The 12558-nt window shown below is 70.8% G+C and carries 9 protein-coding genes; 7 read left to right on the top strand and 2 right to left on the bottom strand.

Going from position 1 to position 12558, the window contains the following annotated elements; translation table 11 throughout:
* Positions 1–149 precede the first annotated feature (149 nt).
* From OG738_RS36490 to OG738_RS36465, 6 genes are all read left to right on the top strand, one after another.
* Entirely contained in the window at positions 150–1607 is a 1458-nt protein-coding gene (locus tag OG738_RS36490; RefSeq protein ID WP_329047824.1) for an alpha-L-arabinofuranosidase B, read from the top strand.
* A 166-nt stretch (positions 1608–1773) separates the two neighbouring features.
* A complete protein-coding gene (locus tag OG738_RS36485; protein ID WP_329047823.1) occupies positions 1774–4353 on the top strand; it encodes a glycosyltransferase in 2580 nt (859 codons plus the stop codon).
* Positions 4353–5795 (top strand): radical SAM protein, encoded by a 1443-nt coding sequence (locus OG738_RS36480; protein WP_329047822.1) that lies wholly within the window; start codon positions 4353–4355, stop codon positions 5793–5795. Before OG738_RS36485 ends, OG738_RS36480 begins: the two co-directional genes overlap by 1 nt.
* 91 nt (positions 5796–5886) lie before the next feature.
* Positions 5887–6717: a GH25 family lysozyme gene (locus tag OG738_RS36475; protein ID WP_329047821.1), complete on the top strand. Its 831-nt coding sequence runs from the start codon at positions 5887–5889 to the stop codon at positions 6715–6717.
* 121 nt (positions 6718–6838) lie between these two features.
* Positions 6839–8077 (top strand): GDSL-type esterase/lipase family protein, encoded by a 1239-nt coding sequence (locus tag OG738_RS36470; RefSeq protein WP_329047820.1) that lies wholly within the window; start codon positions 6839–6841, stop codon positions 8075–8077.
* A gap of 74 nt (positions 8078–8151) precedes the next feature.
* Complete coding sequence (locus OG738_RS36465) at positions 8152–8970, top strand: SAM-dependent methyltransferase (RefSeq protein WP_329047819.1); 819 nt, start codon at positions 8152–8154, stop codon at positions 8968–8970.
* On the opposite strand, the gene OG738_RS36460 is transcribed toward OG738_RS36465, so the two are convergent.
* Positions 8959–9351: a hypothetical protein gene (locus tag OG738_RS36460; protein ID WP_329047817.1), complete on the bottom strand. Its 393-nt coding sequence runs from the start codon at positions 9349–9351 to the stop codon at positions 8959–8961. The two genes, OG738_RS36465 and OG738_RS36460, sit on opposite strands and share 12 nt — an antisense overlap.
* Before the next feature lie 1244 nt (positions 9352–10595).
* Between OG738_RS36460 and OG738_RS36455 the strand changes: the two genes are divergently transcribed.
* The gene (locus OG738_RS36455; RefSeq protein ID WP_329047815.1) at positions 10596–11636 is read left to right on the top strand and encodes an RICIN domain-containing protein; all 1041 of its coding nucleotides are present in this window, start codon (positions 10596–10598) and stop codon (positions 11634–11636) included.
* A gap of 305 nt (positions 11637–11941) precedes the next feature.
* Here the strand turns inward: OG738_RS36455 and OG738_RS36450 are convergent, their stop codons facing one another.
* Positions 11942–12352 carry a VOC family protein gene (locus tag OG738_RS36450; RefSeq protein WP_329047813.1) on the bottom strand — a complete coding sequence of 137 codons (411 nt, stop codon included), beginning with the start codon at positions 12350–12352 and terminating at the stop codon, positions 11942–11944.
* Positions 12353–12558 lie beyond the last annotated feature (206 nt).

Raw genomic sequence — 12558 nt, 5'->3', positions numbered from 1 at the left:
TAGTGCTCGCTGGTAACGCTCACATAATTCGGCCAAGCCATGGAGGCTTTATGTCTCAACGTCGAGACGGCAAGAATGTTAGCGCTAACAGTAGGCCGAGGGTTTTGCTCTCGCTCGCCGGTGCCGTGGTACTGGCACTCGCGAGCTTGATGACCGCCTCGACCGCTTCGGCCGCCGCTTCGCTGCCGTGTGACATCTACGGGGCGGCGGGCACGGCGTGCGTCGCCGCGCACAGCACCACGCGCGCTCTCTACGGCACCTACAACGGCCCGCTGTACCAAGTCCAGCGCGCATCCGACGGCGCGAAGACCAACATCGGCCTGCTGGCGGCGGGCGGCTACGCCAACGCGGCGGCCCAGGACTCCTTCTGCGCCGGGACGACCTGCCTGATCACCGAGATCTACGACCAGTCCCCGCGGCACAACGACCTGACGATCGAAGGTCCCGGCGGTGCGGGCGGCCAGGACACCGGCGTCCCCGCGGACGCCCTGCCGGTCACCGCCGGCGGCCACCAGGTCTACGGCGCCTCGTTCTCCGGCCGGATGGGCTACCGCGACAACTCGACGTCCGGCGTCGCGAAGAACGGCCAGCCCGAGGGCATGTACATGATCACCTCCGGCACCCACGTCAACGGCGCCTGCTGCTTCGACTACGGCAACGCCGAGACGAACAACCAGGACACCGGCAACGGGCACATGGACGCCCTCAACTTCGGCACCGAGTGCTGGTTCCAGCCGTGCTACGGCGCCGGTCCCTGGGTGCAGGCCGACCTGGAGAACGGGCTGTTCCAGTCCGGCGCGGGCGGCAGCCAGAACTCCGCGAACACCGGCGTCACGGCACCGTTCGTCACCGCGCTGCTGAAGAACAACGGCCAGAACTTCTTCGCGCTCAAGGACGGCAACGCGCAGTCGGGCGGCCTCCGGACGACCTACTCCGGCTCCGAGCCGACGCGCGCCGGGTACTCGCCGATGCACCAGGAGGGCGCGATCGTCCTGGGCACCGGCGGTGACAACAGCAACGGCTCGATCGGGTCGTTCTTCGAAGGCGTGATGACGGCCGGGCTGCCGACCGACGCGGCGGACAACGCGGTGCAGGCCAACGTCGTCTCGGTCGGCTACGGCGGCCCGACCGGCGCCACCGGCACCCTGAACCCCGGCTCGGAGATCTCCGTGCGCGCGACCACCGCGTGCTGCACGAGCGACTACCTCCGTCACCAGAACGACAACGCGGTGATCTCGCCGGTCAGCTCCACCCTGGACAAGAACGACGCCACCTGGATCGTCCGCCGCGGGCTGGCCAGTGCGTCCTGCGTGTCGTTCGAATCCCGCAACTACCCCGGGGACTTCCTGCGCCACTTCAACTTCCAGGTGTACCGCCAGCCGATGGACGGCAGCGCGGCCTTCCGCGCCGACGCCACGTTCTGCCCGGTCGCCGGGAAGAGCGGGCAGGGCACGTCGTTCCGCTCGTACAACTACTCCGGGAAGTACCTGCGGCACTACAACAACACCGTGTACATCGCCGACACGAGCGGTGCGCACGCGTTCGACAGCGCGACGTCGTACAACGACGACGTCAGCTGGGTCGTCGCTCAGCCCTGGGCGCCCTGACCCGGCGCGGGACGCCGGGCCTGTCCGTCGGCAACGACGGCCAGGCCCGGCCTTCCGCCGATCGGCTCAGCGCCGACCACTCCCACCGCGCCGCTCACGCGGCCGTCCGGCGCGCCGCGGCTTACGCTGGGAACGACGGCGAAGCCGAGGCGGGAGTCCGACATCGATGTCAGTCCTCTGGGGTGTGTCCTTCGACGCCACCGCGCTGTCCGGCGTCGTCGTCGAGTTCCTCAAGACGGCGCGCCGGTTCGCCGGGCACCGCGTCCACCTCGACCTCGGCTACGACATCAAGGCCGACAAGGGCGCGTTCTTCCGGCCCTACCGCGACGAAGCCACCCTGCTGCCGGAGTGGGTCACGCTCGACCGCGTGGCAGGCCTCGACGGGATCCGCGGCTACGACCGCGAATTCGTCGAACGCGTGCTGCACGACGTCGTCCAGCACGGCGACGAGACGCCGCGTCCGGAGATCGACCGGATCGCCTCCGAGCTGGCCGAGAAGATCGTGGCGACGTGGGAACGCCTCGGCGTCACGGTGGTGATGGTCGAGAACGGCACCCTGCCCGAGAACATCGCCTACACCGAAGCGCTCTACCGCGCGATCGACCGCTACGGCAGCCGCCACCGCCTGGGCCGGTTCGTGTTCTGGCGCGACCACGACCTCATGTGGCAGAGCGAGCCGGGCATCGCCAAGTACGGCCACTTCCCCTACCCCGGGGTTCCCGCACCGCGGAACTCGCCGCACATCCACTACTTCGCGCTCCACGACCAGGCGCTGGCCAAAACCCTGGAGTGGGTGCCCGGCCTGCGGAACATCGACGTCCTGCCGAACGCGTTCGCCATCGCGCCGGCGCGGATCGACGAGCGCAACGCGGGCTTCCGGCGTGACCACGGCATTCCCGACGGCGTCCCGCTGCTCGCCCGGATCACGCGGATCATCCCGCAGAAGCGCGTCGACCGGGACCTCCACCTCCTGGCGCTCCTGCCGGACGCCTGGCTGTTCGTCGCGGGCGACGTCGGCGAAGCGCCCGCCGAGCACGTGCGCCTCACGGATCTGGCGGACCGGCTGGGCGTCCGCGACCGCGTGGTGTTCGGCGGCTGGCTGACGCCGTACGACACGGCCGTGCCCGGCCGGTACTCGGTGCGGGACCTGCTCGCGCACGCGACGGTCGTGTCCTTCCTGACCTCCTACGACTACGAGAGCTACGGCAACCCGATCAGCGAGGCGATCGCGTCCGGGACGCCGTACCTCACCAGCGGGTACGAGCTGTACGACGTCGTCCACGGCCGCAAGGGGTTCCGGGCGCCCGTGCTGGACCTCCGGGCCCGCGACCTGCCGGACGCGGCGTTCGCCCGCGAAGTCGCCGAGCTGATCACCGACGAAGGGACACGAGCGGACGTGGTGCGGGCGAACTCCGAACTCGGACAGGCGCACTTCGGCACGCGGGTCGTCGACGACCTCGTCGACCGGCTCTACCCACCGCCGATGGGCGCGGCCACCCGGCTTTCCGTCGTGCTGCCGGTGTTCAACGAGGCCGCTAACCTGCCGGAGGTCCTGCGGACGCTGCACGAGCAGCGTGACGGCGACGATCCGCTCGACAAGAGCCGGTACGAAGTCGTGCTCGTCGACAACAACTCGACCGACGACACCGTGGCCGTCGCGCGCGCCTTCGCGGCGTCGCACCCGGACCTCGCGCTGCACGTCATCGCCGAAGTCGAGCAGGGCGTCTCGTGCGCGCGGCGGGCGGGGATGGACTTCGCCGCGGCGCGCAGCCGGAACCGGCCGGACACCGACCCGGGGGAGCGGTTCTACCTCGTGTCGGCCGACGCCGACTGCCGCGTCGACCCGCACTGGCTGAGCGAGCTGTTCACCGCGATGGAGGAGAGCAAAGCCGCGATCGGCGTCTGCGACTACTACTACGACGCCGGCCACTTCACCGGCCGTCCCCGGCTGTGGGACGCGATCCAGCGGACGCTGCGGTGCCGTGCCGTCACGTTCTCGCTGTTCGGCGGGTTCCCGGACGGCAAGGGCTTCGCCGTCGAGCGTGACGCGTACGAGCGCGCCGGCGGCATCGAAATCTTCTACCAGCTGCAGGACGGGAAGTTCGTCAGCCACCTCTCCGACGACTGGGACTTCGGGATCAAGGTCGCCGGCGGCGGCGACGCGATCACGTACGCGCCGCGCTCGCGCGTCGAGATCAACCCGCGCCGCGTCGACCACGCCATCGACGAGGTCATCGCCGGCCGCGCCTACGGCTCCGACGGCATCATCGTCATGCGCGACATCCGGCCTTCGGCGCCCGCTGCCGCTTCGGATCTGACCGAGGCCGAGGCCCGGCAGGCGTGGGAGTTCTCGATCAAGGACTTCACGCCGAAGAACACGATCCTGCCGGTGCTGTTGACGCCCACGCTGCTCGAAGACGACGCGGTCATCACGTTTTTCGGCGCCGACCTGGCCTCCCGGCTCGCGCGGCGGATCGCCGAAATCCGCGACGAGATGCGTGTCGTCGACTTCACGCCGATCCACGCGTACAAGACGCCGTCGTACCGGCTGTACTTCGAGTTCGCCGACGAGCTGTTCGCCTGCCTCCGACGGCACGTCGGCGAGGACATCGGCTTCCCGCCGCCCCTCCCGCCGTGCCTCGCGGAGATCCCGCCGGAGCGCTTCGCGGAGTTCGTCCACTACTACTGCGAGGACCGGGAATCCGGAGAGGCCCACAACTACTTCGGCAACGGAGGGGTGTTCTGATGACTCTCGCCTACGAAGAGGCGATCGGCTCGCTGCACGCGCTCGACCCGGCGTGGCCGCGGCCCGCGGTGCTCGACGTCCTCGAGGCGCCGGCGAACCGGCACCTCCTCGACTTCGTGCAGGAGGACCCGTTCGGGGCGCACGTATTCCCGGGCAACGTGCCCGGCTCGCCGTCGGAGTTCCTGCGCGACCTCGACACGCAGCTGGCTTCGTCCGGCCCGATCCACCTCTGGTCCTACATCCCGACCTGCGCCTATCGCTGCCGGTTCTGCCAGTACCCCGTCGTGCTCGTCAAGGGCAAGCCCGAAGTGCAGTACGAGAAGGCGAAGCACTGGGTCGACCTCAACATCGCCGAGGCGCGGCTGTGGCTCGACGCCGTGCCGCACCTGGCCGGGGCCGAAGTGGGGGAGTTCAACGTCTTCGGTGGCACACCGTCGCTGCTGCCCGAGCCGGAGATCCGCCGGCTGCTGGACTTCTACCGCTCGCACTTCGGGTTCACCGACAGCACGACGATCCGGTTCGAAGGCGACCCGAGCACGTTCACGCCGTCGAAGCTCGAGCTGCTCCGGGATCTGGGCTGCACCAAGCTCTCCAGTGGCGTCCAATCGTTCGACGACCACGTCCTTCAGCTGTGCGGCCGGGAGCACACGTCGCAGATGTGCGTCGACTTCGTGCGCAACGCGGCGTCGCTGGGCTTCGAGTGGGTCAGCATCGACCTGATGTACGGCCTGCTCGACCAGACCCTGGACAGCGTCCGCCGCGACCTCGACGTCGTGCTGGAGAACGAGGTCACGGCGGTGGTGTGCACGAAGCTGCACCTGGCGTCCTATAGCGACACGCGCACGGGCGTCACCGGCGAGAAGCCCGCCGCGTGGCAGCTGCCGTCGTACCGGGACAAGCTGGTGCGCGACGGCCACCGCTGGCCGACGCTCGGCGAGCAGTACCAGATGCGCGAGCTGCTCACCGACGGCCTGCGCGCCGCGGGCTACACCGAACACCCGACGATGTACTTCGCACGCGACGGCCTCGGGCCCGAGAAGTGGAAGGCCATCATGGTCGACCAGGACAAGCAGGAGCCCGAAGTCGCGATCGGCCTGGGCGGCAGTTCGAGCTGCCGCGCGTCCGAGGCGATCACCGACGTCGACTCCCGGCGGTACGCCGAAACCGTTTCGGACGGCCGAATCCCACTGGGTTCGGCGACGCGGTTCACCCCCGATGCCCAGGAGGCCCGGGCGGTGAAGATGGCGCTGACGACGTTGCAGCCCCTGCGGGATTCCGTGCACGCGGTACGCTTCCCGGGGCGTTCGCTGTTCGCGGAGCCGTGGCTCGGCAAGTTCCGCTCGCTGGCCGCGCGCGGGCTCGTCGAGCTGCAGCCCGGCGTTGTCGCACTCACCCCGGCGGGGGAGGTGCTGGTCGAGGCGATCATCACCACGGAGCTATAGATCACCACATCGAGTGACACATCGCTCGCGGGGAGCGACCGGGACAGGCAGCATGGGCGGCGAACGTGCCCGTACCGAGATCGGAGCCCCCATGAGCCGAACCGTTGCCGGACACGACGAACGGCGGTGGCGGGCCCGGTTCGCGGGAGCCTGCGCGCTGGCCGTGTTCGCTGCGGTGGTCGTCACGACGCCCGCGCAGGCCGCGCCCGACTATTCGCTCGCCGAAACGAACTTCGCCGGCACGCAGATCGCGGTGCACGAAGGCGTCCAGGGCACCGCCCGCGCCGAGACGACCGACCAGACGCTCGGCCATGACGTCAGCGGGCACCAGGGCGCGGTCGACTGGGGCGCCGCGGCCGGCGCCGGCGCGAAGTTCGCCTACGTCAAGGCGACCGAGGGCACCGGGTTCGTCAACCCGCAGTTCAGCGGGCAGTACGACGGCGCGCACACCGCCGGCCTGATCCGCGGCGCGTACCACTTCGCCCGCCCGGACGTCTCGGGCGGCGCCGAACAGGCCGAGTACTTCATCGCCCACGGCGGCGGCTGGCGCCCCGACGGCACGACGCTGCCGGGCGCGCTGGACATCGAATACAACCCGTACGGCGACGTCTGCTACGGCAAGAGCCCGGCCGACATGACGGCGTGGATCGCGGACTTCACGCGCACGTACCTGGCGAAGGTGCAGCGCAGCGCGCTGATCTACACGAGCACGGGCTGGTGGAAGCGGTGCACCGGCAACACCGGCCGGTTCGGGAACACCGACCCGCTGTGGCTCGCGCGCTACGCCCCGCAGATCGGCGAGCTCCCGGCGGGCTGGGACAAGCAGAGCATCTGGCAGTTCGCCCGCGGCGGCGGGCTGCCGGGGGACCAGAACTACTACAACGGCCCGATCGGCCGCGTCCAGGCGCTGGCCAAGGGCTAGACCCGGTCGCTGACAAGATCGGACAAGCTGCTTGCCGCTTTCGTGACCGGCTCCCTACGATCGGGCGGGGGAGTGGTGACGCCGACGTCGCCACGAAGTCCTTTGTGGACCGGGAGGCACCGTGCGAGCAGCCCACCGAATCGCCTTGCTGGTCACGATTTCCGCGGTGGTCGTCGCCTCGGCGCCCAGTGCGGACGGGGCCGGCCACGCCTGGTTCACGTCGTGGGCGCAGTCGCAGGACGGGCACGCGGACGCGCCCGTGTCCGGCCAGTCGCTGCGCATGATCACCCACCTCAGCCAGGGCGGCGACGCCGTGCGCGTCCGGCTCCAGAACACCTTCGGCACCGGCCCGCTGACCATCGGGCACGCCACCGCTGGGCTCAGCACCAGCGGCGCCGCGGTTTCGGGGGTGCGCGACCTGACCTTCGCCGGCCGGCCCGCCGTCACGATCCCGGTGGGTGGCGACGTCTGGAGCGACGAAACCCGGCTCACGACGCGCCCGGACACGAACCTCGCGGTGAGCATGTTCGTGGCGGGCACGGCTACGCCCGGCCGCCACGGCGCGGGCCTGCGGGACAACTACCTGACGGCGGCCGGCTCGGGGGACCACACGGCCGATGGTTCGGGCGACGCGTTCACTTCCACCGTCGGCTCGACGTACGTGGTCAGCGCCGTCGACGTGCACAACACGGCGCTGAAGGGCACGGTCGTCCCGTTCGGCAGCTCGGTCGTCGACGGCATCGGCAGCACCAACTGCGGCCCCGGCTGCACCCAGCTCGGCGCCGACCGGCGCTGGACCGACGACCTGGCGCGGCGCATCGTCGCCCAGGCGCCCCCTTCGGCCCAGCTGGCGGTGGCCAACGCGGGCGTCTCGGGCACGACGAGTGCGCCGTCGTGCCCGGCGATGCCGCCGTCGGTGGCGGGCCTGGACGCGTCGAGCCGCCTCGACCGCGACGTCCTGGCGCTGCACGGCGTCACGGCGGTGCTCTACTACTACGGCACGAACGACCTCGCCTACGGCTGCGACGGCGCGACGATCCTCGACAGCTACCGTGCGGTGTTCCAGCGGCTGCGCGCGGCCGGGATCGCCGTCTACGTCACGCCGAGCACGCCGCGCCCCGGCTACGACGACCGGGCCAACCTGGCCCGGCACGAGATCGGGCTGTTCGTCTCCCGCTGGGACTCGTGCGGCGGCACGTGTGCCGGCGTGGTGGACTTCGACCAGGTGCTCAAGGACCCGCTGAAGCCCAACCGCATCCTCCCGGCCTACGACAACGGCGACGGCATCCACGCCAACGCGGCGGGCCAGCAGGCCCTGGCGGACTTCGTCTCGCTCCCGATGCTGGCCGGGCGTCGGTGACCGGTCCGCCGGAGTCGCGCCCACCGCCCGCCGAGACTCGCTAGGGTGGGTCGAGCCGATGCGAGGGGGAAGCGATGACCGACCAGGAAGGCGCGGACTGGATCCCGCCCGGCGCCGACATTTCGCGGCCCAGCGTCGCCCGGATCTACGACTACCTGCTCGGCGGGGCGCACAACCTCGCCGCCGATCGAGCCGTCGCCCAGAAGCTCGAAGCCATCCAGCCCCAGGTCGCCACGGTGGCCAGGCGGAACCGGGCGTTCCTGCGGCGCGTCGTGCGGTTCATGCTCGAGCAGGGCGTCCGGCAGTTCCTCGACCTCGGCTCCGGCATCCCGACCGTCGGCAACGTCCACGAAGTCGCGCAGAGCGTCGATCCCGACGCCAAGGTCGTCTACGTCGACTACGAACCGGTGGCCGTCGCGCACAGCCTCATGCTGCTCAAGGACAACCCGAACGCCGAGGCGCTCGAGGCCGACGCCACGAACACCGAAGCCGTGCTGGGTTCCGGGCCGGTCGAGCACCTGCTCGACCTCGGGAAACCGGTCGGGCTGCTGGCCATCACGCTGGGGCACTACCTGCCGGACGTGCGGAGTGTCTTCGGCGCCTACCGGGACGCGCTCGCCCCCGGCAGCCACCTCGCGCTCACCCACCTGACCAACGACTTCGCCGTCCTGCGGGACCCCAAGATCGCCGAGACCATGCGGTCGACCCAGGACCACATCTACCCCCGTTCGCGCGACGAGGTCCTCGCCCTCTTCGACGGCTTCGAACTCGTCGAGCCGGGTTTGACCACCTCGGCGAACTGGCGGCCGGACCGGCTCACCCCCGTCGTCGACCCCGAAGAGGACGGCCTCTACGCCGGGGTGGGCGTCAAACCTCAGGCGTCACGCGGGTAAGGCCGAGCCTGACCGGCTCAAGAACGCCGACGTCCAGTCGGCCAGCTCCGTGAGCCGCGACGCCAGCTCTTCGATCTCGGCCCACCGCCGGTGTTCGCGCTCGAGGTCCGGCACCAGGAAGTCCTCGACGAGCAGCAGCAACGTGGTGATCTCGTAGGCTACGTCGGCAAGCTGCAGGAAGGGCCGGTACTCGGCTTCGCGGCCGGCCCCGTTCCGCGCGGCCCAGTCCCGCGCCCCGTGCCCGGCGGTCCGGCACACGGACTCGACCGTGCACCGCAGGGCACCGCGCCTCGAATCCGGCAGCCCCGCGGCCGGCGGGGCGATGTTCCAGGCCACGGAGAGCAGGCAGCACCCGGCGTCGTCCATTGAGTTGTGCTTCACGCGACGTACTCTGCGGAACCCCGGGCACAGCTTTGTCGTTCCGACTCGCGGGGTCACGCCATCGAGTGGAGAAACGCGCCGGATCGGGTGGCGTGCCGGTGGTGAGAGGCTTTCCTTGGGGCAGAGCATCGAGCGGCTGTCCGATCGGATCCGCGCCGCATCCCGGTGATCGGTGACCCGTGACGCCCCGAGGTCCGGCGGAGGCGTCTCGGCGGGCTATTCGAGGTCGCTCGAAAGGCTTGCTGGCGCCGCCTCGCGTGGGAGACCTGTTCTCCCGTCTGTCATGTGGGCCGCACCGGGCGGTCCGCCGAACAGTGGGGGCAAGCGGTGGGTTACCGAAGACTTCGTCCTGCGCACTGGAGTGTCGGCCGGCTCTTTCCTGGTCCTGGCCGTCGTCGCCGTCGTGACGACGCCGGTGCCGGCACCGCAGCGCGCGGGACTGCCGGCCGGCGCGTCGGCGGACGCGCCGGTCCAGCAGTCCGGATCCGCCTCGGACGTCGCGGCGAACGGTGATTCCCACGCGAAGCTCGCGGCGGGCAACCGCGACCAGCCTCGCCCGCCGGGCGCGGTCCCGGATGCCACGGCGGTGCTGCCCGTGCAAGTGCGCACCACCGGGCCGCAGCACGAGAAGCCCGTCGTGCGCCAGCAGTTCACCGGACCGGCGATCGATCCGAAGGCCACCGAGCGCCCGCAGGACCGCACCGCCACCACCCAGACCTTCCAGAACCCGGACGGCAGCCGCACGCTGCGGGTCTTCCCCGATCAGCGCTTCGCCCACCGGCGCGACGGCAGCTGGCAGCCGATCGACGTGACCCTCTCGCCCCAGCAGGGCAGACTCCGCCCGAAGACGCCCGGTGCCGACGTCGACTTCGCGACCACGGCGAACGATCCGGCCCTCGCCCGGCTCGCCTTCGACGCGACCCACGCCCTCGCGTACGGCCTCGACGGCGCCGCGCCGGTGGCGGGCGAGGCCGAGGGCACCCAGGTGACCTACGCGAGGACCCTGCCCGGCGTCGACGTCCGCCTCGCCGCGACCCCGGCCGGGCTGACCGAGCAGCTCGTGCTGGCCGGTCGCGACGCACCCGCGTCGTACACCTACACGCTCGCCCTCACCGGCCTGCGGCCGCGGCTCAACGCCGCCGGGGACGTCGAGCTCGTCGCCGGGGACCAGATCTTCGGCGTGCTGCCCGCCGGGCAGATGTGGGACTCCGCCACCCCGGCCACCCGCTCCGCCGGTGTCCACTATGGACTCGAGCAGGCCGGCCGGCCGGTGCGTCGACGCCGGCGGTGGCACCGACGGCGGTACCCCGGTCGGACTGCGGCCCTGCGACGGCTCGCTGGCCCAGCAGTGGGTGGCCCGCGACGACGGCTCGCTCATCGGTGCGGCGTCGGGGCGGTGCTTGACCGCGTCGGGCCCGTCCGCGCGGGCGAGCCTCTCGCTGCAGGACTGCACCGCCGGCAGCGGGTCGACGCAGGGCTGGCAGCTGCCGGCTCAGCGCGGTCTGGTGGGGGAGGTGACCGGCCCGGGCGGGCGCTGCCTCGACGTGCCGGGCAACGACCCGACGCAGGATTCGGTGTTCCTGTACGACTGCAACCGTTCGCCGGCGCAGCAGTGGGTGTCCGTCGGGGACGGCACCCTGCGCGTCGACGGGAAGTGCCTCGACAGCGGCGGCAACCCGCAGACCGGCGTCGACGCGCCGGGAATCGGTGTACCGCAGCTGCCGTGCTCCGGCGCTTCGACCCAGCAGTGGGTGGCCCAGCCGGGTGGTGCGCTCGTGAACCCGGTGTCCGGCCTCTGCCTCGCCGCGCTTTCCGGTGACCTCCACGCCGGCGTGGTGGTCGACACCTGCTCCGGCGGCGCGATGCAGCAGTGGCACCTGGCCGCCCAGACGCAGGTGCGTGGCCAGCTCGTCGGGATCGGCGGCAAGTGCGTCGACAGCGACGTGGCGGACAACGCGACGGTGCACCTCTGGGACTGCGACCAGACGGCTCCGCAGTTCTTCAACACCAATGGGGACGGCACGTTCCAGGCGCAGGGCAAATGCCTGGACACGGGCGCCACCGCCCCGGGCAGCGGAGTGATCAAGAACCCGTGCTCGGGTTCGTCGACCCAGCAGTGGGACGTCCAGCCGAACGGGTACCTGGTCAACGTCGGTGCGGGGAACGTCCTCGACGACCAGTTCGGCAGCACCGCCAACGGCAACGCCCTGCAGATCTGGAGTGTCAACGGCGGGCCGCAGCAGAAGTGGTCCACCCCGCTGCGCGCCCACCTCGCGGGGTCCTAGGGCCGAAGCAGCGATGGGGTCTTCCCGCTGGGAAGGCCCCATCGCCGTCGGACCCCCGCGACCTCCGATGGGCGTGGACGTGGCGTCAAGGGCGTGTCCGGCCGGCCGGTGACTCGGGGACGGTGGCCCGGTCGGCCACGCGGCCTGAGCCTCGCCGGCGCGAGGGCGGTTCACCGCGGAGACGACCGCGCTGCGACACTTTCTCCGGCCCGTGCAGCGGCGCATTCGCCCCACGGGTGGGGCAAAGAAGCGCTCGACTATCGTGCCGGCAGCGGATTCGGTCTCAGGAACGTTCTTTCTCGTTGCTAATGCATCGAGGGCACGTAAGAGATGCCGATGATGGCACCCTCGCTGGACTGCAGTCGAGCGACGGTCTGTCCCCACGGCTCGGTACGTGCGTCGTGAAGCAGCGTGTAGCCCTTCTCCCTCAACTCGTCCGCTGCAACCTGGACGGTCTCGGCGTCGGCGACCTCGAACTCTATGCTCGTTTGTGGCACCGGCCGCTCCACTGGCCAGGTAGGCGTGCCGAAGCACGCCTGCGCGGCCTGAGTCAGGGGCCAGATCCCGAAGGACTTGCACCCTTCGATGTTTTCGCTGTGCAGGTAGCCGTCACCTTCTGCGGTCAGCGCCAAGCCAAGCGCGTCGACGTACAACCTGCGGCTGACGTTCGGGTCAGCGGTGATGACGGCAACGCTGGTGATGAACTGCACGTCCACGACGTCACCTTTCACGGTTGTTCCGTCGATTCCCGCTTCCTGCTCCGGCAGTGCCGCTGTCGGACTCCGCGACCGACTCGTCGGCGATGCTCGGATGGTACGCCCGGCCGGGACACGCCGGCGGCGCGCGAACAGATGGCGCTGTCACTGGCCCAGCTCGGCGCGATCGCCGCGGTGCTCGGGTACTTCTTCCGGTGGAACGGACA

Source organism: Amycolatopsis sp. NBC_01488 (genome assembly GCF_036227105.1).
In the GTDB taxonomy this organism is placed as follows: Bacteria; Actinomycetota; Actinomycetes; order Mycobacteriales; family Pseudonocardiaceae; genus Amycolatopsis.
This window is presented reverse-complemented; position numbering and strand designations above follow the sequence as displayed.

What these genes read in the sequence shown, in the direction of transcription:
- OG738_RS36490 (WP_329047824.1), top strand. Translation starts at nt 150, where the DNA reads ATGACCGCCTCGACCGCTTCGGCCGCCGCTTCGCTGCCGTGTGACATC.
- OG738_RS36485 (WP_329047823.1), top strand. Translation starts at nt 1,774, where the DNA reads ATGTCAGTCCTCTGGGGTGTGTCCTTCGACGCCACCGCGCTGTCCGGC.
- OG738_RS36480 (WP_329047822.1), top strand. Translation starts at nt 4,353, where the DNA reads ATGACTCTCGCCTACGAAGAGGCGATCGGCTCGCTGCACGCGCTCGAC.
- OG738_RS36475 (WP_329047821.1), top strand. Translation starts at nt 5,887, where the DNA reads ATGAGCCGAACCGTTGCCGGACACGACGAACGGCGGTGGCGGGCCCGG.
- OG738_RS36465 (WP_329047819.1), top strand. Translation starts at nt 8,152, where the DNA reads ATGACCGACCAGGAAGGCGCGGACTGGATCCCGCCCGGCGCCGACATT.
- OG738_RS36455 (WP_329047815.1), top strand. Translation starts at nt 10,596, where the DNA reads ATGGACTCGAGCAGGCCGGCCGGCCGGTGCGTCGACGCCGGCGGTGGC.